21 protein-coding genes are annotated in these 21,035 nt (G+C 69.7%); 12 read left to right on the forward strand and 9 right to left on the reverse strand.

Annotated features, from left to right (window positions below):
• Nucleotide 1 precedes the first annotated feature (1 nt).
• Nucleotides 2–1,510 carry a peptide MFS transporter gene (locus tag ACFY2X_RS05475; RefSeq protein WP_389932657.1) on the reverse strand — a complete coding sequence of 503 codons (1,509 nt, stop codon included), beginning with the start codon at nucleotides 1,508–1,510 and terminating at the stop codon, nucleotides 2–4.
• A gap of 180 nt (nucleotides 1,511–1,690) precedes the next feature.
• Here ACFY2X_RS05475 and ACFY2X_RS05480 point away from each other — a divergent pair, with 180 nt between their 5' ends.
• Together ACFY2X_RS05480 and ACFY2X_RS05485 are read left to right on the forward strand one after the other, a co-directional pair.
• Nucleotides 1,691–3,526: an AMP-dependent synthetase/ligase gene (locus ACFY2X_RS05480; protein WP_389932659.1), complete on the forward strand. Its 1,836-nt coding sequence runs from the start codon at nucleotides 1,691–1,693 to the stop codon at nucleotides 3,524–3,526.
• Nucleotides 3,527–3,664: 138 nt separating this feature from the next.
• Entirely contained in the window at nucleotides 3,665–4,645 is a 981-nt protein-coding gene (locus tag ACFY2X_RS05485) for a hypothetical protein (protein WP_389932661.1), read from the forward strand.
• Between the two features lie 59 nt (nucleotides 4,646–4,704).
• On the opposite strand, the gene ACFY2X_RS05490 is transcribed toward ACFY2X_RS05485, so the two are convergent.
• Genes ACFY2X_RS05490 through ACFY2X_RS05500 form a run of 3 tightly spaced genes read right to left on the reverse strand, consistent with a single transcriptional unit; the run spans nucleotide 4,705 to nucleotide 7,334 of the window.
• The gene (locus tag ACFY2X_RS05490) at nucleotides 4,705–5,718 is read right to left on the reverse strand and encodes an NAD(P)/FAD-dependent oxidoreductase (RefSeq protein ID WP_389932664.1); all 1,014 of its coding nucleotides are present in this window, start codon (nucleotides 5,716–5,718) and stop codon (nucleotides 4,705–4,707) included.
• Nucleotides 5,715–6,272: an isoprenylcysteine carboxyl methyltransferase family protein gene (locus tag ACFY2X_RS05495; protein WP_389932667.1), complete on the reverse strand. Its 558-nt coding sequence runs from the start codon at nucleotides 6,270–6,272 to the stop codon at nucleotides 5,715–5,717. The genes ACFY2X_RS05490 and ACFY2X_RS05495 overlap by 4 nt, the downstream gene beginning before the upstream one ends.
• Nucleotides 6,273–6,278: 6 nt before the next feature.
• Nucleotides 6,279–7,334 carry a type III polyketide synthase gene (locus tag ACFY2X_RS05500; protein WP_389932669.1) on the reverse strand — a complete coding sequence of 352 codons (1,056 nt, stop codon included), beginning with the start codon at nucleotides 7,332–7,334 and terminating at the stop codon, nucleotides 6,279–6,281.
• Nucleotides 7,335–7,642: 308 nt separating this feature from the next.
• Here ACFY2X_RS05500 and ACFY2X_RS05505 point away from each other — a divergent pair, with 308 nt between their 5' ends.
• A complete protein-coding gene (locus ACFY2X_RS05505; RefSeq protein ID WP_389932671.1) occupies nucleotides 7,643–8,896 on the forward strand; it encodes an MFS transporter in 1,254 nt (417 codons plus the stop codon).
• The gene (locus tag ACFY2X_RS05510) at nucleotides 8,893–9,813 is read left to right on the forward strand and encodes a UbiA family prenyltransferase (RefSeq protein ID WP_389932674.1); all 921 of its coding nucleotides are present in this window, start codon (nucleotides 8,893–8,895) and stop codon (nucleotides 9,811–9,813) included. Before ACFY2X_RS05505 ends, ACFY2X_RS05510 begins: the two co-directional genes overlap by 4 nt.
• Before the next feature lie 53 nt (nucleotides 9,814–9,866).
• On the opposite strand, the gene ACFY2X_RS05515 is transcribed toward ACFY2X_RS05510, so the two are convergent.
• A complete protein-coding gene (locus ACFY2X_RS05515; protein WP_389932676.1) occupies nucleotides 9,867–10,082 on the reverse strand; it encodes a hypothetical protein in 216 nt (71 codons plus the stop codon).
• Between the two features lie 200 nt (nucleotides 10,083–10,282).
• On the opposite strand from ACFY2X_RS05515, the gene ACFY2X_RS05520 reads away from it, so the two are divergent.
• From ACFY2X_RS05520 to ACFY2X_RS05535, 4 genes are all read left to right on the forward strand, one after another.
• Complete coding sequence (locus ACFY2X_RS05520; protein WP_389932678.1) at nucleotides 10,283–11,470, forward strand: RtcB family protein; 1,188 nt, start codon at nucleotides 10,283–10,285, stop codon at nucleotides 11,468–11,470.
• A gap of 139 nt (nucleotides 11,471–11,609) precedes the next feature.
• Nucleotides 11,610–12,599 (forward strand): GTP 3',8-cyclase MoaA, encoded by a 990-nt coding sequence (moaA, locus tag ACFY2X_RS05525; protein ID WP_389932681.1) that lies wholly within the window; start codon nucleotides 11,610–11,612, stop codon nucleotides 12,597–12,599.
• A complete protein-coding gene (locus ACFY2X_RS05530) occupies nucleotides 12,596–13,174 on the forward strand; it encodes a molybdenum cofactor guanylyltransferase (protein ID WP_389932684.1) in 579 nt (192 codons plus the stop codon). The genes moaA and ACFY2X_RS05530 overlap by 4 nt, the downstream gene beginning before the upstream one ends.
• Nucleotides 13,175–13,315: 141 nt before the next feature.
• A complete protein-coding gene (locus tag ACFY2X_RS05535; RefSeq protein ID WP_389932686.1) occupies nucleotides 13,316–13,573 on the forward strand; it encodes a DUF6457 domain-containing protein in 258 nt (85 codons plus the stop codon).
• Between the two features lie 167 nt (nucleotides 13,574–13,740).
• On the opposite strand, the gene ACFY2X_RS05540 is transcribed toward ACFY2X_RS05535, so the two are convergent.
• Nucleotides 13,741–14,052, reverse strand: a complete 312-nt coding sequence (locus tag ACFY2X_RS05540; RefSeq protein ID WP_389932689.1) for a DUF3099 domain-containing protein — start codon at nucleotides 14,050–14,052, stop codon at nucleotides 13,741–13,743.
• A 102-nt stretch (nucleotides 14,053–14,154) separates the two neighbouring features.
• Between ACFY2X_RS05540 and ACFY2X_RS05545 the strand changes: the two genes are divergently transcribed.
• Both ACFY2X_RS05545 and ACFY2X_RS05550 read left to right on the forward strand, forming a co-directional pair.
• Nucleotides 14,155–14,367 (forward strand): dodecin, encoded by a 213-nt coding sequence (locus tag ACFY2X_RS05545; protein ID WP_389932692.1) that lies wholly within the window; start codon nucleotides 14,155–14,157, stop codon nucleotides 14,365–14,367.
• Between the two features lie 38 nt (nucleotides 14,368–14,405).
• Nucleotides 14,406–15,461 carry a linear amide C-N hydrolase gene (locus ACFY2X_RS05550; protein WP_389932695.1) on the forward strand — a complete coding sequence of 352 codons (1,056 nt, stop codon included), beginning with the start codon at nucleotides 14,406–14,408 and terminating at the stop codon, nucleotides 15,459–15,461.
• 195 nt (nucleotides 15,462–15,656) lie between these two features.
• Here the strand turns inward: ACFY2X_RS05550 and ACFY2X_RS05555 are convergent, their stop codons facing one another.
• On the reverse strand, nucleotides 15,657–17,024 hold the full coding sequence (locus tag ACFY2X_RS05555; protein ID WP_389933677.1) for a metallopeptidase TldD-related protein: 1,368 nt from the start codon (nucleotides 17,022–17,024) through the stop codon (nucleotides 15,657–15,659).
• Between the two features lie 5 nt (nucleotides 17,025–17,029).
• Nucleotides 17,030–18,529 carry a TldD/PmbA family protein gene (locus tag ACFY2X_RS05560; RefSeq protein WP_389932698.1) on the reverse strand — a complete coding sequence of 500 codons (1,500 nt, stop codon included), beginning with the start codon at nucleotides 18,527–18,529 and terminating at the stop codon, nucleotides 17,030–17,032.
• 77 nt (nucleotides 18,530–18,606) lie between these two features.
• On the opposite strand from ACFY2X_RS05560, the gene ACFY2X_RS05565 reads away from it, so the two are divergent.
• Entirely contained in the window at nucleotides 18,607–19,311 is a 705-nt protein-coding gene (locus ACFY2X_RS05565) for a beta-ketoacyl-ACP reductase (RefSeq protein WP_389932700.1), read from the forward strand.
• A gap of 3 nt (nucleotides 19,312–19,314) precedes the next feature.
• The gene (fabI, locus tag ACFY2X_RS05570; protein WP_389932703.1) at nucleotides 19,315–20,079 is read left to right on the forward strand and encodes an enoyl-ACP reductase FabI; all 765 of its coding nucleotides are present in this window, start codon (nucleotides 19,315–19,317) and stop codon (nucleotides 20,077–20,079) included.
• A gap of 13 nt (nucleotides 20,080–20,092) precedes the next feature.
• Here fabI and ACFY2X_RS05575 read toward each other — a convergent pair whose 3' ends face one another.
• A complete protein-coding gene (locus tag ACFY2X_RS05575; RefSeq protein WP_389932706.1) occupies nucleotides 20,093–20,929 on the reverse strand; it encodes a hypothetical protein in 837 nt (278 codons plus the stop codon).
• Nucleotides 20,930–21,035: the final 106 nt, after the last annotated feature.

Below are 21,035 nucleotides of genomic sequence, written 5' to 3' on the forward strand. Positions count from 1 at the left end.
ACTAGGACGGCAGGGAACCGGCCCCCGCGCCCTCCTCGTGGTGCTCCCGCATCATGGCGTTGAGCTTGCCGACGAACATGAACAGCACCACGCTCGCCGCGAGGGCGATCCCCGCGAGTGTGAGGAAATACATAGGCTCCGACATGTAGTTCCTCAGCCGGCCGGTCTGCCCGCCCACGGCGTCGCCCACGGAGATGGCGATGAACCACACCCCGAGCATCTGGCTCTTGAAGGCCGCGGGAGCGAGCTTGGAAGTGATCGAGAGCCCGATGGGGCTCATCGCCAGCTCGCCGATGACCTGGACGAGATAGACCAGTACCAGCCACCACACCGAGATCCTCCCGTGCTGGGCCAGGGCGGCGGCCAGGGCCATGACCACGAAGCTCATCCCGTTCATGAAGAGCGCGATGACGAACTTGTGGGGAGAGGTCACTCGGTTGCCCAGTTTCACCCAGAGCGCCGCGAAGAGCGGAGCGAAGATCATGACGAGCAGCGGGTTGAACGCCTGCGTCGTCGCGGCGGTGATCCGGATGCCGAACATCGTCAGGTCGGTCTTGTCCTGGGCGAAGAACAGCAGCACGGTCGGCGCGAGGTCGTAGAGCATCCAGAAGGTCGCCGCGGAGATGAACAGCCAGATGTAGGCCTTCATCCGGGAGCGCTCGTCCTCGGTCAGGTTGTGGCTGCCGAGCAGGATGTAGGCGAAGTAGAGGACCGGGACGGCGACGACGAATACCGTCATCACGAGCGCGAAGGCGCTGAGGCTGAAGGTGCCCGAGGTCACCCAGACGGCCATGGCGACGGCGACGACGGCGACGGCGATGAGGAGACCGAGGGAGAAGTGCCTGCGCTCGCGAGGGGTCAGGTGGTGTCCGGGCTCCTCGCCCACGCCCCTGAGGTAACGGCCGCCCAGCACATACTGGGTGAGACCCAGGGCCATGCCGACCGCCGCCGCGCCGAAGCCCAGGTGCCACCGGTTGTCCGCGGCGAGCCAGCCGACGATGATGGGGGCGATGAACGCGCCGATGTTGATGCCGAGGTAGAAGAGGGAGAAACCCGAGTCCCTGCGCGCGTCCTCGTCCTCCGGATAGAGCTTGCCGACCATCGCCGAGATGTTCGGCTTCAGCAGCCCGGTCCCGACGATGATGAGGAACAGCCCGAGCGCGACGAAGACGCCCGTCTCGGCGGGAATGGCCATGCTGATGTGGCCGCACATGATGATGAGGCCGCCCCACAGCACCGCCCTGCGGGCGCCGAGGACGCGGTCGGCCACCCAGCCGCCGGGCAGGGTGACGAGATAGATGAGCGCGCCGTAGATGCCGACGACCGCCTGGGCGGTCCCCTGCGGCAGGCCGAGGCCGCCGACGGCGGGAGATGCGGCCATGAAGGTGGCCAGGATGGCTCGCAGGCCGTACCAGCTGAAGCGCTCCCACATCTCGGTGCCGAAGAGCGTGGCGAGGCCGCGTGGATGTCCGAAGAAGGTTTTCTCGCGAGTGGCCGTTCTCGATGTCATGTGACCCCCCGGTGTCATCATGTGATCGATTTTTAACTCTACGTACACGTCCTGACGTGATAGCGAGGGAGGTTGTGCATTGTGGCGTTTCTTCTCACTTACAAGGTCTTGTTCTTCGGTAACACCGTGTGGTGCGATGCATCCCACTCGTGCAAGTGAGCACTTTCGGGAGGCGCGTCCATGGCCGGTGTCCTTGAAGAGCGTGCGGCGATCGAGCAGGAGATCGCAGGCCGTACCGTCTGTGCCCAGCTGAGAGAGGCAGCGGAGCAGAACCCCGACGCTCCAGCCTATTCCGACCCGATCGAGGGCGGCTGGGCCACCCTTACCTACGCCGAGGCCCGGCAGCGGGTCCTGGAGATCGCCGCCGGATTCGTCGCCCTCGGGCTGCGGCCGGGCGAGGCGGTCGCGCTGATGATGATCAACCGCAGTGAGCATGTCCTGGCCGACCTGGGAGCGGTGCACGCGGGCGGCGTGTCGTGCTCGGTCTACTCCACCTTCGCCCCCGAGCAGGTGGCCTTCGTCGCCGGCGACGTCGCCGCGAAGATCGCGGTGCTGGGCGGCCCCGAGGAACTGGCCAGGTGGGAGCCGGTGCTGGACGAGCTTCCCGGACTCCAGAAGATCATCGTGCTGGAGGGTGCCCCGGCCGGTGACCGGTTCCTCGGCTGGGACGACTTCCTGGCCCTGGGCCGCGAACGGCTCGCCGAGGATCCCGCCGCGATCGACGCCCGCTGGCAGGCGGTGACCGCCGAGGACACCTTGAGCGTTCTGTACACCTCGGGCACCACCGGCAATCCCAAGGGTGTGCCGCTGACCCACGCCAACGTGTTCTTCGAGGTCGTGGCCACCGACCGGATGAGCGCACTGCCCACCAAGGGCACCCAGATCTCCTACCTCACCTACGCGCACATCGCCGAGCGGGTGCTCAGCCTCTATCTGCCGCTGTTCAAGTTCTCCCACGTTCACTTCTGCACCGACCTCGCCCAGCTCGGCGCCACCCTCGGCCAGGTCAAGCCGGTGCTGTTCTTCGGCGTCCCGCGTGTCTGGGAGAAGATGATGGCGCGCCTTCAGGCGCTGCTGTCCACCCAGCCGGAGGAGCAGCAGGAGAACGTGCGCAACGCCATGGCCGCCGGCCTGGCCTACATCGAGGCCAACCAGCACGGGCGGACTCCCTCGCCCGAGGTCCGGGCCGCCTACGAGCAGGCCGACGCCGCGCTGCTGTCGATCATCCGCTCGATGATCGGCTTCGACAACGCGGGCTGGCTGGCCAGCGCCGCCGCGCCGATGCCGCTGGAGGTCCAGCGCTTCTTCGCCGGTCTCGGCCTGCTCGTGCTCGACGTGTACGGCATGACCGAGACGACGGGCGCGTTCACCGCCAACGCCCCCGGCTGCTTCAAGCTCGGCACGGTCGGCCGGCCAGGTCCGGGCGTCGAGGTCCGCATCGCCGAGGACGGCGAGATCCTGACCCGCAGCCCCGCCAACACCCGCGGCTACCTGAACCGGCCCGAGGCGACCGCCGACCTGCTGGACGACGACGGCTGGCTGCGCACCGGCGACGTGGGCGTGGTCGACGAGGACGGCTTCATCCGCATCATCGACCGGAAGAAGGAGCTCATCATCACCGCCGGTGGCGAGAACATCTCCCCGGCCAACATCGAGAACTACCTCAAAGAGCATCCCCTCATCGGCCAGGCCCTCGCCTACGGTGACGGCAGGCCGTACCCGGTGGCGATCCTCACCCTCGACGGCGAGGTGGCTCCGGGCTGGGCCCAGGGCCACGGCATCGAGTTCGCCACTCTGGCCGAGCTCGCCGAGCACTCTGACGTCCTCAAGGCCGTCGAAGCCGCGGTCGCCACCGCCAACGAGAAACTGGCCCGCGTCCAGCAGGTCAAGCGCTGGCGTCTGCTGCCGGTGGAGTGGACGGCCGAGACCCAGGAGCTCACGCCGAGCCTGAAGCTCAAGCGCCGCGTCATTCACGCCAAGTACGCCGAGGTCATCGACGGCATGTATGACAGCTGACCCGGCCCCCGTCGGCGCCCGTCCCTCCTTCTTCCCCGGAGGGACGGGCGCCGGTACGCGTCGTGCGGACGGTGTTTTGCCCAACCGGTTGTGTGTCGCCTCCTCGGCCATTACCGGGGGATTTCTAGCGTCCTGACCATGAGAGTCCTTCTTCCTTTCCTGGTGGCGGGGGCCTCGGCCCTCCCCGCGTCGGCCGAGCCGGTGCCCGCCGCAGCCGGGAACCTGGTGATCCGCTCCATAGTCCTGCGTCCCGAAGCCCCCGTGGTCGGGCCGACCGGTGCGGTACGCCTGGTGGTCAAGGTGGTCGCCCGCGGGGCCGACGGCCCGGGCGCTGTGACCGTTCAGGTCGAGCCGGGGGCGCCGCCCGAGTCCGGAGCGGGGGTCTTTCCCGTCCCCGTCCCCAAGCCGGGTCCTGTGCTCAAGCCGGGTCCCGTCCTCAAACCCGGCCCCGACCTCAAGCCCGGCCCCGCTCCCGTGATCGGCCAGCTTCCCGTGATCGGCCAGCTTCCGGGGCCCGGCGCCTCCCCGCCGATGATCGGGCCGGTGCCACCCACTCCCGGTGTGGGTTCCGCCGATCGAAGGGAGCCGGGCTTCGTCGTCCAGGGAAGGGCCGAGATCAGACCGCGGGCGGCGGATCCCGTGCTGGACGGTGAAGACGACTGGCGGACCTGGCGGTTCCTGCCGGAGAAGAAACTGAGCCGCTGGTATCCCGCCGGGCGCTGGACCGTCACCGCGACCGCCAGGGGCGCGGACGGCTCCACGGTCACCGGGTACACCGGCTTCTGGCTGAAGCGCGAGACCAGGTTCAGCGCCATCCAGCCGTCCAGGAAAGGCGCGGGCGCAGTGGTCACGGGCGTGCTGAACCGGGTCGACCCGCAGGGATACCTCGACTACGCCCCGTTCCCCGGCCAGCCCGTCGAGATCATGCACCGGGCACCGGGGGAGACGGCCTGGACGAAGGTGGCCGACACGACGACCGACGTCCAGGGGCGCTTCACCCAGACCGTGGCGGACCACCGGGACGGGGAGTGGCGGATCCGGTTCGCGGGGACTAACCGTTACGCCCCCAAGCTGAGCGCCGTTCACCAGCTCTCGCCACGCCAGGGCTCCGATTCCTGACGGGGCGTGCCCGCGCCGGGGTGACCGCGGCGGGGCGGAAAGACCGGCCGGAACGGGTCCTATGCAAGGGCGTGCACCGCCGCGTCGAACAGGGCGGGCATCCGCTGAGCCGCCGGGACGATCAGCCGTGCCGGCACGCGGTGCCGGCGGGCCGAGACAAGCGCCCCGGTGAGCAACCGATGGCGCCGGGACAGCCGCAGCCAGTCGTCCTCGTACGCCTGCGGAGCGCCCTCCCGCAGGCGGCGGACCAGGGCTCGCGCGGACAGCAACGCCAGCGACACGCCCTCACCTGTGAGCGCGTCGGTGTATCCGGCCGCGTCGCCCACCAGCAGCACCCGCCCGGCGACCCGGCCGCGCACCCGCTGGCGCAGCGGCCCGGCGCCGCGCACCGGGGTCGCGGCCGGCCCCTCCAGCCGGGTCAGGAGGGCGGGAAAGTCCGCCAGGTGCTCCCGGTAGCCGCGGCGCCGGGAACTCAGCACGGCCACGCCGACGAGGTTCTCACCCACCGGCGTCACATATGCCTCGCCGTACGCGGCCCAGTGAACCTCGACGAAATCCGTCCAGGGCGCGACCGGGTAATGCCGGCGCAGGCCGTACCGGCGCGGGCCGCGGGCGGGCAGTTCCAGCCCGAGCAGGGCGCGCAGCGGGGAGTGCAGGCCGTCCGCGGCCACCAGCCAGCGAGCCCGCAGCCCCGCTGCCTCTATCGCGTCACGGCCCTGCCGTACTCCGTCCACCCTGCCGGGAACGATCCGCACCCCCAGCTCGGCCGCCCGCGCCGACAGCGCGGCGTGCAGCGCGGTGCGCCGCACTCCCAGCCCGTGGCCGTCCCGGAACGCGGCCTGCGCCTGATGCCGCCCGTCCAGGTAGCGGATGCCGAGCAGTGGCCGGCCCTCCACCCGCACACCCAGCGATCGCAGGGCGGCGGCTCCGCTGGGCATCAGCCCCTCGCCGCACGCCTTGTCCACCGGCGCGGGCCGGGGCTCGACCACGACCGCCTCCATCCCGGCCAGCGCCGCGTGGATGGCGGTGGCCAGGCCCGCCGGTCCTCCACCGGCGATCAGGACGTCGATCACGCGGGTGTCCGTCCGGGCGCCACCGGGGCGAGCGAGGCGAGAGCGGCCTCCTCGCACCGGATCCGCACCACCATCAGCATGGCGTTGAGCACGGTGAAGGTCACCGCGGTGATCCAGGCGCCGTGCACCAGAGGCAGAGCCATGCCCTCCACGGCCACCGCCACGTAGTTGGGGTGGCGCAGCCACCGCAACCGGTAGGGGCCGCGCGTCACCGGTGGCAGGCCGGGAACCACGATCACCTGGGTGTTCCAGCGCCGGCCCAGCGTGACGACGCACCACCAGCGCAACCCCTGCGCGATGATCACCAGGCCCAGCATCGGCCAGCCGAGCGCCGGGACGAAGGGCCGGCCGGCCAGGCCCACCTCCAGCAGGCATCCGGCCAGCAGCCCGGTGTGCAGGGCGACCATCCACGGATAGTGACCGCGCCCGGACACCACTCCGCCCCGGGCCAGGCTCCAGCGCGTGTTGCGGCGGGCGATGACCAGCTCGACGAGGCGCTCCACCCCGACGAGCAGCACGAGCAGCAGGTACCAGGACGGCAGATGTCCCCACATCGGCGCCTACCAGCGCAGCAGGACGAGTTCGGAGCAGAAGCCGGGGCCCATCGCGATGAGCATGCCCGGCGTGCCCGGCGGCGGTCGCAGGGCGAGGGTGTCCTGCAGGACGTGCAGCACCGAGGAGGAGGACAGGTTTCCGACCTCCGCCAGCGAGCGCCAGGTGACGTCCAGCGTGCCGTCCGGCAGCTGAAGCGTCTCGGCCACGGCCTCCAGGACCTTCGGGCCGCCGGGATGGCACACCCAGGCCGTCACGTCCCGCGCCGTCAGACCATGATCGGCGAGGAAGCCGCGCACGTCGCCGGCCAGGTAGGCCCGCACCATGTCCGGGACGCTCACGTCGAGCACCACCCGGAAACCGGTGTCGCCCACGTCCCAGCCCATCACGTGCCCGGAGCCGGGATACAGGCGGCTCCGGGTGGCCACCACGGCCGGCCCGGCCGTCTCCTGCTCCCGTTCGTCGCCGCAGGCCACCACCGCCGCCGCGCCGTCGCCGAACAACGCCCCGGCGACCATGTTGGCGGGGGAGGGGTCGCCGCGTTGCAGGGTCAGGGAGCACAGCTCCACCGACAGCAGCACGGCCACGTGGTCCGGCCAGCCGCGCAGGTAGTCGTGCAGGCGGGCGATGCCGGCGGCCCCCGCCACGCAGCCGAGCCCGAACACCGGAACCCGCTTGACGTCCGGGCGCAGTCCCAGACGGCCGGCCAGCCTGGCGTCCACCGAAGGGACGGCGATACCGGTCACCGAGGTGAACAGGATCATGTCCACGTCTTCCGGCGCGAGCCCGGCCGCCTCCAGCGCGGCACCGATCGCCTCGGCGCCCAGAGCGACGGCGGAGTCGACGAAGACGTCGTTGGCCCTCCCGAAGCCGTCGAGCTTGGCGTACTGGTCGAGCGGGAGCGCCAGATGGCGGGATTCGACCCGCGCGCCGGCGTGCAGCCGGTCCAGCAACCGCCGGTCGGCGCCCTCGGACAGGCATATCCGCGCGAACGCGTCGGTGATCTCGGCCTGGGAGTAGCGGTTCGGCGGAAGCGCGCCACGGACAGCGGCGATTCGCGTCATGTGATCAATACCCCCGGGCAGCCGAGATCGGATACCTGCCTCCTGCCCACCTGCGTGTACGGCATGCCTCGCAGCCGCCGGTGGCCAGGTGACACCCCGGCCCTCGAACCGGCTCATGGGGAACGGCTCACCATCACAAACCTGTCAGCGTGAGTCGAGCCATAGATACATAGATAAGGGTGCGCCTGAGACTCCGGGATCGAGAGAATCTGACGGTGAAAGCGGGCAGTTCCGATCTCCTGCTCATGAGTGCGCATCTATACACGCGTGCTGGAGGCGATGAGTAAGTGGTCAGGGGAGAAGCCGTCGTGAGCACAGGCATCGGGATACGGCAGTGGAATCGGATCTGGGGCTCATATTCGATCAGCGCCGCAGGCACGGCCATTGCGGCTGGCATCTTCCCGATCATCGCGATCGTGGAGTTGAACGCGTCTCCGGCTGCTGTCACGACAATGGCCGCTGTCTCCGCCGTCGCCGGTGGTGTGATCGCGACATGGGGTTCGCGAGTATTTGAACACTTTCCGGTCGTCAAGGTGCTCCGGCTCGTTGAGACCGTCCAGTTCCTCATGCTGGCCTCGCTACTGGCGGCAGCCGCCCTCGACGGTTTGACCTTCGTCCATCTGGTGGTCGCCGCAACGTCGCAAACCGTGGGCTACATCATCTACGCCGCGGGGTTCAGCCTTCACATGAAGCTCGTACTACGTGATGAGGAATTGATCAACGCCAATTCTCGCGTGGAGGCCACCAACTGGTCGACGCAAACCATCGGACCGGTCATCGGTGGAGCCCTCGTCAGTGCTCTGGGCGCCTTCGTATCCGTGGCCGTCGATGCCGTCAGTTTCTTGGCCGCCGCGCTAGGCCTGACGCGAGTGAGCGAGCCGGCACCAACCGAGGCTCCTGACCCGAGCGGATCCCCGTCTTCGCCCCGCGGCGGTGGTCTGCGGCATATCTGGCAGAACCCGACGCTCAGAGCTCTCTACCTCAACGCCATGACGCTGGGCGGCGGACTCTTGATGACGTCTCCGCTGCTCGCCCTCTTGATGCTCCGCGAACTTCACCTGCCGCCCTGGCAGTATGGCCTGGTTCTCGGTCTTCCAGCCGCAGCCGGCCTGGCCGGTGCGTTGAGCGCGCAAGGGATCAACCGGCGACTGGGCGGCGATCGCACGCTGCTGATCTTCGGTGCGTTGCGCGGCCCGTGCCTTCTGCCATTGGTGTTTGTGCCAACGGCACCCTCCCCGGCACTCGCGGTCGTGCTCGTGTCGCAATGCGTGTTGCTGTTCGCGGCGGGTGTCTTCAACCCGAGTTTCGCCACCACCCGACTCCGCTTATGTCCCGCCGGTCTGCTCACGAGGGTCACCGCAGCCTGGTCGGCTTCCGCCAAGGTCGTACAGCCGGCGTGCATCGCGGCAGGTGGCCTGCTGGCCGCCCAATGGAGCGTCCGATCGGCACTGATGGCCGCAGCGGCACTTGGAGTCTTAAGCGCGGTGATGTTGCCTTGGAACCTTCTCCGCACCGCGAACACAGAGCAGCGACAAGAACAAGCAATAAGATCGGTTCTGTGACGACGAGCGGGCGTCCGCGCCGGGAGCAGGGCCGAGCCCCCCTCCGGAGCCTCCGGAGCCGAAGCCGGGTCCTGGGGCGGGGGACCGGTCTGGCGGCGGTCCTGGGGTTGTCGCGGGCCTGCCATCCCGGGCCCACCGCGGCCGTCACCGCCCTGGTGGCCGCGCTGGCCGTGGCGAGCGGGCGCGACGCGGCCGGATGCGCCGTGGTGGCCGCGGCCGTGCTGACCGGTCAGCTCTCGATCGGCTGGTGCAACGACGCGGTGGACGCCGAACGGGACATCGCGGCCAGCCGTACCGGCAAACCGGTCGTCGACGGCATGGTGAGCGTCCGGACGCTGTGGGCCGCCGCGATCACCGCCCTGGTTCTCTGCGTCCCGCTCTCCCTCGCCTCCGGCCCGATGGCCGGGGCCGTCCATCTCGCCGGTGTCGCGGCGGCCTGGGCCTACGACCTCGGGCTGAAGGCCACCATGCTGTCGTGGCTGCCCTACGTCGTGGGATTCGGCGTGCTGCCGGCATTCGTTACCCTCGGCCTGCCCGGCCACCCGTGGCCCGCATGGTGGGCCGTCCTCGCCGCGGCGCTGTTCGGATGCGGGGCACACCTGGCCAACGTGCTCCCCGACATCCCCGCGGATCTCGCCACCGGCGTTCGCGGCTGGCCGCAACGGCTCGGTGCCGCCCGGGTCCGCGTCCTGATCCCGGTGCCGCTGTTCCTGGCGACCGGGCTGCTCGTCTTCGGCCCCCCTGACCGGCCCGGCGCGGGAGGCTGGGCCGCGCTCGCCGGAGCCGGAGCGTTCGCCGCCGCCGGGCTGTCGCTGGGAGGGCGGTCACCGCGGGTTCCCTTCGCCGCGGCCGTCGCGGTGGCCGCGGTCGGCGTCGTCCTCCTGCTCGCCCGCGGCACCGGGATCGCCGCTCCCTGATCGCTCCCCGCGCGAGAGGGCTCGGGGCCGGTAGGGGAGGCGCCGGGCCGCGTTCAATCTTTCGGGCGGACGAACAGTTCGAGATGGGAGCAGTGAGTGCAGCGGAAGGCGTCGATGATCCAGCGCGTCTTTCCCAGACGCCTGGCGCCGCCGAACAGCCCGCGCTCCAGAGGGCCCTTGATCCAGCGACTGTACCCCTGGGAGTGCTCGCCGGCGTCCTCGATGAAACCCGGCTCCAGGTCCGTGCTCTCGCACTGGGTGCATCGCATGCCCGTATTGTGGCAGTGCCCTTCCCGGCGATCGAGACATTTCATCGGACGAAGGCGGCGGGCCGGCCGTTCCCGCAGATTTGAACGGGTTTTTGCCGGAGAACAGGCTATGGATCCTTAATTCGGTTGCAGGAATGGTGAGGGTCTGGCGTCATTGTCGTCGTCGATCGGCCGATCGGCTGGAGGGAGGCGATGTGGGGATGACGTACAACGAGGTGATGGGTGGCCGCGCGCCAATCCGCATGTGGGCCGACCCGGCCGAGGTCGAGCCGAATGTCATGCAGCAGCTGCGCAACGTGGCGAACCTGCCGTGGGTGCACGGGGTCGCGGTCATGCCCGACGTGCATCACGGCATGGGCGCGACGGTGGGTTCGGTCATCGCGATGCGTGACGCGGTCTCGCCCGCGGCGGTGGGAGTGGACATCGGGTGCGGGATGACCGCGGTGAAGACCTCGTTCAAGGTCGACAACCTGCCCGACAACCTGGCCTACCTGCGTTCGAGGCTGGAGCAGGCGATCCCGGTCGGGTTCGGCCACCACAAGGAGCCGGTGGATCCGTCCGCACTGCACGGGCTCAAGACCGCTGACTGGGCGGGTTTCTGGAAGGGCTTCGACGCCCTGGCCTCGGCCGTGCACCCGAAGAGGGAGCGCGCGGAGGTGCAGATGGGCACCCTGGGCGGCGGAAACCACTTCCTGGAGATCTGCGCCGACGATGAGGGCACGGTGTGGGTCGTGCTGCACTCGGGGTCGCGCAACATCGGCAAGGAACTGGCCGAGTTCCATATCGAGCAGGCCCGGAAGCTGCCGCACAACCAGGATCTGCCCGACCGGAACCTCGCGGTGTTCGTCGGGGGCACCCCGGAGATGGACGCCTACCGGCGTGACCTGTTCTGGGCGCAGGACTACGCGCGGCGCAACCGGGCGGTCATGATGGCCCTGGTCTGCGGCGTGCTCAGGCGCCACCTTCAGGGCATCACGTTCGAGCAGCCGATCTCCTGCCACCACAACTACGTGGCCGAGGAGCGGTACGACGACGTGGACGTGCTCGTCACCCGCAAGGGCGCGATCCGCGCGGGATCCGGCGAGTTCGGCATCATCCCCGGCTCGATGGCGACCGGCACCTACATCGTGAAGGGCCTGGGGAACGCGAGCGCGTTCAACTCGGCCTCGCACGGCGCCGGCCGCCGGATGAGCAGGACCAAGGCCAAAAAGACCTTCACGCTGGCCGACTTCGAGGCGCAGACCCACGGTGTCGAATGCCGTAAGGACACCGGGGTGATCGACGAGATCCCGGGCGCCTACAAGGACATCGAGTCGGTCATGGCCGCACAGACCGACCTGGTCAAGGTGGTCGCTCACCTCCGGCAGGTCATCTGTATCAAGGGCTGAGATTGTCTGATCCTCCGAGGAATCAACGGTGCAGCCGCACTGTTGTTGGCCGATATAGCCTGATTTTGGGCTAGGCAGGGGGGTGGCCGTAGGCTGGCCCCCTGTTCGGCTCCAGGATGGATTGGGGAGGTGACGTCCCGTGTTGCAGGACTCGTTCGGCCGGGTGGCGACCGATCTGCGGGTGTCCCTCACAGACCGCTGCAACCTGCGGTGTTCGTACTGCATGCCTCCCGAAGGGCTCGAATGGCTGCCCAAACCCGATCTCCTGACAGCCGATGAGATCGTCCGGCTGGTGACCATCGGCGTGGAGCGGCTGGGCATCACCGAGGTCCGCTACACCGGCGGTGAGCCGCTGCTCCGCCGTGAGCTGGTGGACATCGTCACTCGCACCACGGTGCTGCGCCCCACTCCTCAGGTCTCGCTGACCACCAACGGCATCGGCCTGGCACGGCTGGCCGCCCCCCTCGCCGCGGCGGGCCTGGCCCGGGTCAACGTCTCCCTCGACACCCTTGACAGGGAGATCTTCAGGAAGCTCGCCCACCGCGACCGGCTCGACGACGTGCTGGAGGGCCTGGCCGCGGCCGACGCGGCGGGGCTGCGCCCGGTCAAGATCAACACCGTGTTGATGCGCGACGTCAACGACCACGAGGCGGTCCCGCTGATGCGCTACTGCCTGGAGCGGGGATACGAACTCCGGTTCATCGAGCAGATGCCGCTGGACGCCCAGCACGGCTGGCGCCGGGAGAACATGATCACGGCCGATGAGATCCTCGCCGGCCTGAAGGAGGCCTTCGACCTGACCGAGGACGATCCGGTGGAGCGCGGCAGCGCCCCGGCCGAGCTGTTCCTCGTCGACGGCGGGCCGGCCAGGGTCGGGGTGATCGGTTCGGTGACCCGGCCGTTCTGCGGCGCCTGCGATCGAGTACGGCTCACCGCCGACGGCCAGATCCGCAACTGCCTGTTCGCCACCGAGGAGTCCGACCTGCGAACGGCGATGCGCTCGGGCGCGACGGACGAGGAAATCGCCGAGCGCTGGACGGCCGCCGTCCGGACCAAGAAGGCCGGGCATGGCATCGACGACCCGGCCTTCCTGCAGCCGTCCCGCCCGATGTCCGCGATCGGCGGATGACCGCGCGCTACGACGCGTGCATCCTGGCGGGCGGCCTCGCCAGGCGACTCGGCGGGCGGGACAAGCCGGGCATGCTCGTCTCCGGCAGGCCGCTGATCGAGTCGGTGGCGGCGGCCGTACCGGACGCCGGGAAGCTGATCGTCGTCGGCCCGCACCGTCCCGGCCTGCCCCGCGCGCTCTTCCAGCGGGAGGATCCGCCCGGCGGCGGCCCGGTCTCCGCGTTGCGCGTGGGGCTGGCCGAGGTGAGCGCGCCCTGGGTGGCGCTGCTCGCGGCCGACCTGCCGTTCCTGACCGCCGGACACGTGTCGGCGTTGCTGGACGCCGCGGAGACGGGAGCCGTGCTCGTGGACGACGACGGGCGGGAACAGTGGCTTACCGGAGTCTGGCGTACGGCGGAGCTCGCGGAGGCGCTCGCCCGCTACGAGGGACGGTCGCTCCACGGGTTGCTCGCCCCGCTGGCCCCCGCCAGACTTCATCTCGCCGGGCAGCCGTGGTTCGACTGCGACACGGCGGACGATCTGAAGCGAGCCCGGAGCGGTGAAATGGGTCCGGGAGCGCAGACGCGAGGCCGGTGAGGGCTCACCGGGCAAGCGTGCTCATGGATGAACCAGGCAAGCGTGCTCATGGATGAACCAGGCAAGCGTGCTCATGGATGAGATGAGAGCGCGCTCATGAACAGGACGGGCGAGCGTGCTCATGGACGAAAGGGTGAAGAGGTGAACGTGCTGACGGAGTGGACCGCACTGGTCTGCCGGGAACTGGGCATCGATCCGGCGAAAGTCGATCGGGACGCGCTGCTGGACCTGACCAAGGAGGTCGCCCACGGAGTGACCCGGCCGGCCGCGCCGCTGACGGCTTATCTGCTGGGACTCGCCCAGGGAGCGGGCTCGGCACCGCCGGACGCGGTGGAACGGCTGACAACGCTGGCGCGCAACTGGGAGAAGGCGGTCACCGAGACGATGAGCGAGAAGTAAAGTCCGGGAAAAGGGCGACGCCGGGTGGTTACGGGGGCAAACCACCCGGCGTCGCTTCATCGGCGTTCCGACGGGGGCCCGGAACGCCGGCACCAGTGCCCCGACGGGGGACCAGGGCACTTGGCTAAAGCGTACACCTCCAACCCCTAAGATGCGTCAAGACTTAGTCACGACCCGATCTCGCGTCGGTGGCGTGGGATCTCGTTTTGGCCACTGTCTTCCCTGTCAAAGGCATCGGGAACCCCATGGCGAGGTGCGTTGGCCCCGATAACGGCAACGTATGGCAAAAAGATCGCCCCGGCGAAGAGCAGGAGCTTCACGGGCAGCGGGGCAGGCACGGTGAAGGCGAGGATCAGGCAGATCAGCCGGATCCCCATCTTGATGAAGTAGTACTTCTCTCGTTTCCCGATGTCCTCGCTGAGCGATGGCTGAGCATCGGTTACCTGGTACACCACCTGGCGCTTGTGCCATCCCTTCACAACTCCAACTTAGACCTGGGACAGGGCGGGTCCAACTCTGGCCTCGCTGTCGAGCGGGAGCGGCCATTCGTGCGATCATGGCCTTCGGACAAGGAGGTCGGGATGACGGATCGAACGTACCGGGTGACCGAGATCGTCGGCACCTCGGAGGACAGCGTCGAGCAGGCCATTCGCAACGGCATCCGCCGTGCCGCGCAGACCCTGCGCCATCTCGACTGGTTCGAGGTGACCGAGGTCAGAGGGCACATCGTCGACGGCGAGGTCGGCCACTTCCAGGTCGGCATGAAGGTCGGATTCCGCCTAGAGGACGCTTGATCCTGTACGGCGGGGCGTCCACGGTGCAGACTACGAGGATGGCCAAGCCACGTCGGATCGCAGGGGTCGCGCTGGCCGCGGCGCTGTCACTCGCCGGATGCTCCACCCCGGCCGGCGGGCCGCCCGCCGCCCCGACGGGCAACCAGGCCGCAGCCCCGGCCTCCACCTCGGCCGCCGCTCCGGCCTCGCGCGGTTCCGTGCTCGACCAGACCGCCGCCGACGTCCGGCGGACGGTCCAGAGCCTGCGCCAGGTGGACGACCTCCCGATGTACGAGATGACCTTCCACGGGTCCTACAACCGGGAGGCCCCGCTCAGCGAGGAGGAGCTCACCGGGCGCGCCGACGGCTGGGCCTGTTCGCTGTTCCACCTGGCCGGAGACCGGCCGCTGTTCGGCCGGAACTTCGACTGGGACCCCAACCCGGCGATGATCGTGCACGCAGACCCGTCCGACGGTTACGCCTCGGTCTCCCTGGTGGACCTGTCCTACCTGCTCGGCGACGCCAACGCGCCGGACCTCACCGATCCTCGGGCCCGCCGCAGGATGGCCCACGCCGTGCTCGCCCCCTTCGACGGGGTGAACGAGAAAGGCCTGGCGATCGGCATGGCCGCGGTCCCCGTCGGAGAGCCGCCGCCCAAGATGGCCGATCGCCCGACTGTCGGCAGTATGCGGATCATCCGGCTGATGCTGGACAAAGCCGCGACCGTGGACGAAGCGGTGGCGATCATGCGCCGCTACAACATCGACTTCACCAGCGGCCCGCAGGTCCACTACCTGCTGGCCGACGCCACCGGGAAGTCGGCCGTCGTGGAGTTCGCCAACGGCGAGCTCAACGTCATCGAGGACCGCATCCTGACCAACTTCACCATGACCGGTACCACCGGCGAGCAGCGCCTGGCCGACGACCGGTACGGCAAGCTCGCCGAGGGCCTTCCCTCGGCGAAGAACTGGCAGGACGGGATGAACCTGCTCCAGCGGGTGGCCCAGGGGCACACCCGGTGGTCGGTCGTCTACGACCTCACCGACGCCACGGCCCGCCTGGTGACCGGCAAACGCTGGGAGCGGGTGCACACGATCCCGCTCGTGCAGCGCTAGGCGAGCACGTCCGCACCGGTGACGACCGGTCAGCTCCGCCTTTTCTGACCGGCGGCGCGGTGGGAAGGGTGCCGACGCCTGTCGTCACAGACAGGTCGTCGACACCCTTCGCCGTTCCCACGGGCCCGGACGCCCTGGGGCCTACGCCTCCGGGCCCGCCGCCGGACCTTTCGCCCGCCGGGGCCCGGGCGGGGGTCAGCTGGCCTGGCTGACCGTCGACATGTTGAAGTCGGGCACCCGGACCGGGGGCATGACCGTGCGGGTGAAGTAGTCGTTCCACTCGCGCGGCAGGGTCTGCTCCTCGGCGCCGATCTCGGTGAGGCGGCCGAGCAGGTCCACCGGGCTCTCGTTGAAGCGGAAGTTGTTCACCTCTCCCACGACCTCGCCGTTCTCCACCAGGTAGACGCCGTCCCGGGTCAGCCCGGTGAGCAGCAGGGTCTGCGGGTCCACCTCGCGGATGTACCACAGGCAGGTGAGAAGCAGGCCACGCTCGGTGGAGGCGATCATCTCCTCCAGGGACCGGCCGTTCCCGGGACCCTTCATGATCAGGTTGTCGATCGCGGGGGTCGCGGGCATGCCGGTCAGCTCGGCCGAGTGCCGGGTCTGCTGCAGGTTCGCCAGCGTGCCGCCGGAGATCCAGTCGGTGGGCTCCAAGGGCATCGCGTTGTCGAACACCGAGCTGTGCCGGCTGGAGGAATGCGTCACGACGAAGGGCGCGCATCCGATGCCCGGCGCCGCCGGGTCGCTGTACAGGCGGATCGGAAGGGAGGACAGGATCTCTCCCACGCGGGTCCCGCCACCGGGCTTGGAGAAGACCGTCTGGCCCTCGAAGGCGTCCCGGGCGCCGGCCGTCCAGTACATGTAGATCATCAGGTCGGCCACCGCCGTGGGCGGGAGCAGCGTTTCGTACCGGCCCGCCGGCAGGTCGATCCGGTTCTTCGCCCACTCCAGGCGCTGAGCCAGCGAGGCGTCCAGCGCGGCCACGTCCACGTCCGAGAAGTCGCGAGTGGCCATACCGGTCCAGGCCGAGCGCTTCATGTCGGAAGACTTGGCGTTGAGCTCCAGGCGGCCGGTGGGCTGGGTGTGGCGGAGCCTGGCCCCCGCCGAGGTGCCCACGAAGGTCGTGGTGACGATGTGCTCGGCGAAGCCGTACAGTTTGCGGCCGCCCGCCTCCGCCACGGCGAAGGTCTCGCCCAGGGCGGGGGCGAACGCGCCGAACACGCCGATGGAGGTGGGCTCGGAGGGCAGGTCCCAGTCCGCCGAGCGGTCGCCCTCGACCAGCGGCCGGGCGTCTTCGGACGGCTGCGCGTCCTCCGCCGCCCGGTCGGCCGCGGCGACGATGTCGGCGAGCTGCTCGGGGCGGACCCCGGCCCGCGACACCACGCCCACGCCCCGGCCCGCGACCGAGATCACGGTGAGCTGGGAGGAACGGGCCACACCGTTGGTCGTGAGCGTGTTGCCGGCGAACCGGAGGTTGGCGCTGGAACTCTCGTTCACGATCACGACGGTGTCGTCGGCCGTGGAGAGGCTCAGAGCCTTCTCGATCATCTCCTGGGGGGTCATCCCACTCACTTGCCACTCTCCTGCCGGGTGTTGAGGATGCGCACGTCGCGGAAGAGCGCCGACGGGCAGCCGTGGCTGACCGGGGCGACCTGGCCCGGCTGACCCTTCCCGCAGTTGAACGCGCCGCCCAGCACGTAGGTCTGCGGCCCGCCGACGGCCGCCATCGACCGCCAGAAATCGGTGGTCGTGGCCTGGTAGGCGACGTCGCGGACCTGACCGGCCAGCCTGCCGTTCTCGATCCTGTAGAACCGCTGACCGGTGAACTGGAAGTTGTAGCGCTGCATGTCGATGGACCAGCTCTTGTCGCCGACGACGTAGATGCCGCGCTCCACGCCGGAGATCAGCCCCTCGGTGGAGGGACCGTCGGGAGCGGGCAGCAGCGAGACGTTGGCCATGCGCTGGATCGGCATGTTGCCGGGGGAGTCGGCGAAGGCGCAGCCGTTGGAGGCGCCCAGGCCCTTCAGCAGCGCCATCCGCCGATCGAGCTGGTAGCCGACCAGGATGCCGCCGGAGACGATGTCGAACTGCCTGGTCGCCACGCCCTCGTCGTCGTAGCCGATCGTGGACAGGCCGTGTTCCGTCGTGCGGTCGCCCACCACGTTCATCACCGGCGAGCCGTACACCAGCTTGCCGAGCTGGTCGAAGGTGGCGAAGCTGGTCCCGGCGTAGGCCGCCTCGTAGCCGAGGGCCCGGTCCAGCTCGGTGGCGTGCCCGATGGACTCGTGGATCGTCAGCCACAGGTTCGACGGGTCGACGACCAGGTCGTACTGTCCTGCCTCGACGGAGGGGGCCTTGAGCTTCTCCTCCAGGAGCTCGGGGATGCGCGCGAGCTCGCCCGGGAAGTCCCAGGCGGTGCCGGTGAGGTATTCGTATCCCCGGCCGGCGGGCGGGGCGAGGGTGCGCATCGAGTCGAAGCAGCCGTCCAGCACCTTCATGGCCTCAAGCTGGGGATAGACGCGAACCCGCTGCTGGGTGGTGGAGGTGCCGGCCGTGTCGGCGTAGAACTTCTGCTCCTTGACCTGCATCAGCGAGGCCTGGACGTGGTCCACGCGCGGGTCCTTCAGCAGCCCGGCCGACCAGTCGGCGAGCAGGGCCACCTTGTCGGGCAGCGGCACCTCGAACGGGTCGACGTCGTAGGCCGAGACCCAGGTGACGCCGGAGTGGACCGGCTCCGGGGCCAGCTCGATGGGTTCGCGGTTGACGGCCGCGGAGATGACCGCCACCTCCACCGCCTGCTCGGCGACCTTCGCGGCGGCCTCGGCGGTGAGTTCGATACCGGCCGCGAAGCCCCAGGTGCCGTTTTTGACGACCCGTACGGCATAGCCCAGATCGTCGGCGTCCATGGACCCCTCAAGCGAGGCGTCGGACAGGCGCAGGGTCTCCGAGCGGATGCGTTCGAGTCGGAAGTCGGCGTGCTCGGCGCCGAGGTCGCGGGCGCGTTGCAAGGCCGCGTCCGCCAGCCGCCTCAGGGGCAGAGCGAGGAAGTCGGGATCGATCTGGCGCATGTCAACGATCCTAGCCCTGTGATCTTGTCCCTCGCGGACAAGAGTTTTACCTCCGAAGAGGCGATAGCGTCAGCTGTATGGCTCGATCTGTTCTCGTAACCGGTGGCAATCGCGGCATCGGCCTCGCGATCGCCCGCGAACTCGCCAAGGCCGGTGACGCCGTCGCCGTGACCTACCGCTCCGGAGAACCCCCCGAGGGGTTGTTCGGCGTGCGGTGCGATGTGACCAGCACGGCCGATGTCGACGCGGCGTTCGGGAAGGTCGAGGCCGAGCACGGCCCGGTCGAGGTGCTCGTCGCCAACGCGGGCATCACCAAGGACACGCTGCTGCCGATGATGAAGGAGGAGACCTTCACCGACGTCATCGACGCAAACCTGACCGGTGCCTACCGGGTGGCCAAGCGCGCCACGCGCGGCATGCTGCGGCTCAAGCGCGGGCGAATCGTGCTGATCTCCTCGGTGGTGGCCATGCTGGGCTCGGCCGGGCAGACCAACTACGCCGCCTCCAAGGCCGGGATGATCGGCTTCGCCCGGTCCGCGGCCCGGGAGCTGGGCTCGCGCGGCATCACGGTCAACGTGGTGGCCCCCGGCTTCGTGGAGACCGACATGACGGCCGCGCTGGACGAGGCCCACCAGGAGCAGATCCGCAAGAGCATCCCGCTGGGCCGCTATGCGAGCGCCGACGAGATCGCACGCGTGGTCAAGTTCCTGGCGAGCGAGGACGCCGCCTACATCACCGGGGCCGTGATCCCCGTCGACGGCGGCCTGGGAATGGGGCACTGACACATGGGAATCCTCGAAGGCAAGCGAATTCTGGTCACCGGCGTCCTGACCGACGCCTCCATCGCCTTCTCCGTCGCCAAGCTGGCCCAGGAGGAGGGCGCGCAGGTCGTGCTGACCGGTTTCGGCCGGCTCAGCCTCGTCGAGCGCATCGCCAAGCGGCTCCCCGAGCCGCCGCCGGTGATCGAGCTGGACGTGCAGAACACCGAGCATCTCGACTCGCTGGCCGACCGGGTCGGCCAGCACCTGGACGGGCTCGACGGTGTCGTGCACTCCATCGGCTTCGCCCCGCAGAGCTGCCTGGGCGGCAACTTCCTCAACACGTCGTGGGAGGACGTCTCGACCGCCCTGCACGTGTCGACCTACTCGTTCAAGTCGCTGGCGGTCGCCTGCCTGCCCCTGATGAAGGAGGGGGGCGCGATCGTCGGTCTCGACTTCGACGCCACCAAGGCCTGGCCCGTGTACGACTGGATGGGCGTGGCCAAGGCCGGTCTGGAGTCCTGCTCCCGCTATATGGCCCGGGATCTCGGCAAGCACGGGATCCGCGTCAACCTGGTGGCGGCCGGGCCGCTGCGCACCATGGCCGCCAAGAGCATCCCGGGCTTCACCGAGTTCGAGGACAGCTGGCCGGGGAAGGCGCCGCTCGGCTGGGACCTGAGCGACACCGTGCCCGCGGCCAAGGCCTGTCTCGCGCTGATGTCGGACTGGTTCCCCGCCACCACCGGTGAGATCGTGCACGTCGACGGCGGCGTGCACGCGATCGGAGCCTAGGAGGCCCGGCTCCCTAGGCCATCCGGTGCCGCCCCACCCGGAGCGGCTCGAACGGCATCGACTCCTCGCCGGTCCGCTTGGCGTACAGCACGCGGACGGCGAGGATCGCCACGACCAGCAGTGCCGCGGTGAACGCGGTGCCCAGCGTGTCGGACGACCGGGTGGGCGTGACGGCCTGTCTCCCCGGCATCCGCTTCTGGAACTCCTGTACGGCAGGGCCGGGCCACAGCAGCTCCACCCGGGGCGCCTCGGCGTCGACCGCGGGCGGCGGCTGGGGGATCACCGGCTCGTCCGTGTCGGTCGTGTGCGTGCGGGTCTCCGGGGGGCGGACGGGCTCGGCCGCGATCGGGACCGTTTTCCTCTCCGCGGGTTTGTGCCTGTTCCTCCGGGAGGGGCTGGGGTGCGGCGACGGGGACGGCTCCGCGGCCTGCTCCGGGGTGGAGGTCGCCGATGGGCTCGGGCACTCGGGAGAGGCGACCAGCGAGAGGCAGACGTCGTTCAGGACCGTGGGCAGCAGACCGCTGTCCTTGGCCCCCTCGGGCGCGGGCTCGCCGGAGGGCTCGGCGCTCGGCGCCGCGGCCGACCGGGCGCCGGGGTCGTCCGCGGTCGTCTTGGGCGCGCCGCCGGAGTCGTGGGTGTCCGCCGCCGTGGCCGATGTGTTGCCGGTGATCTGGTTCACGACGTCGCCAACGGTGGTCACGGCCTTGCAGAGCTCACCGGTCAGCCCGCCGATCAGCCCGCCGTTGCCGCAGTCGATCCGCGCCGCGGCGCTCGCGGAGGTGGCCGCGGCCACGGGGAGCGCGCCCCCCAGGGCGAGCACCAGAGCACCGGCAGAGATCGCAGTTCGCAATTGTCCCCCTTGCACACCGATGACGAAGCCTCGCTGAACTCGGGCGCCCCCTCCCGTCACTCATTGACAGTTTTGTGGGGAGGCCGGAGTTTTCCACGTAAAGTTG

The organism is Streptosporangium sp. NPDC000396 (assembly GCF_042898655.1).
Taxonomy (GTDB): Bacteria; Actinomycetota; Actinomycetes; order Streptosporangiales; family Streptosporangiaceae; genus Streptosporangium.

What these genes read in the sequence shown, in the direction of transcription:
- ACFY2X_RS05485 (WP_389932661.1), top strand. Translation starts at nt 3,665, where the DNA reads ATGAGAGTCCTTCTTCCTTTCCTGGTGGCGGGGGCCTCGGCCCTCCCC.
- ACFY2X_RS05545 (WP_389932692.1), top strand. Translation starts at nt 14,155, where the DNA reads ATGACGGATCGAACGTACCGGGTGACCGAGATCGTCGGCACCTCGGAG.
- ACFY2X_RS05515 (WP_389932676.1), bottom strand. Translation starts at nt 10,082, where the DNA reads ATGCGATGCACCCAGTGCGAGAGCACGGACCTGGAGCCGGGTTTCATC.
- ACFY2X_RS05520 (WP_389932678.1), top strand. Translation starts at nt 10,283, where the DNA reads ATGACGTACAACGAGGTGATGGGTGGCCGCGCGCCAATCCGCATGTGG.
- ACFY2X_RS05480 (WP_389932659.1), top strand. Translation starts at nt 1,691, where the DNA reads ATGGCCGGTGTCCTTGAAGAGCGTGCGGCGATCGAGCAGGAGATCGCA.
- ACFY2X_RS05560 (WP_389932698.1), bottom strand. Translation starts at nt 18,529, where the DNA reads ATGCGCCAGATCGATCCCGACTTCCTCGCTCTGCCCCTGAGGCGGCTG.
- ACFY2X_RS05565 (WP_389932700.1), top strand. Translation starts at nt 18,607, where the DNA reads ATGGCTCGATCTGTTCTCGTAACCGGTGGCAATCGCGGCATCGGCCTC.
- ACFY2X_RS05550 (WP_389932695.1), top strand. Translation starts at nt 14,406, where the DNA reads ATGGCCAAGCCACGTCGGATCGCAGGGGTCGCGCTGGCCGCGGCGCTG.
- ACFY2X_RS05475 (WP_389932657.1), bottom strand. Translation starts at nt 1,510, where the DNA reads ATGACATCGAGAACGGCCACTCGCGAGAAAACCTTCTTCGGACATCCA.
- ACFY2X_RS05500 (WP_389932669.1), bottom strand. Translation starts at nt 7,334, where the DNA reads ATGACGCGAATCGCCGCTGTCCGTGGCGCGCTTCCGCCGAACCGCTAC.
- ACFY2X_RS05495 (WP_389932667.1), bottom strand. Translation starts at nt 6,272, where the DNA reads ATGTGGGGACATCTGCCGTCCTGGTACCTGCTGCTCGTGCTGCTCGTC.
- ACFY2X_RS05555 (WP_389933677.1), bottom strand. Translation starts at nt 17,024, where the DNA reads ATGACCCCCCAGGAGATGATCGAGAAGGCTCTGAGCCTCTCCACGGCC.
- fabI (WP_389932703.1), top strand. Translation starts at nt 19,315, where the DNA reads ATGGGAATCCTCGAAGGCAAGCGAATTCTGGTCACCGGCGTCCTGACC.
- ACFY2X_RS05530 (WP_389932684.1), top strand. Translation starts at nt 12,596, where the DNA reads ATGACCGCGCGCTACGACGCGTGCATCCTGGCGGGCGGCCTCGCCAGG.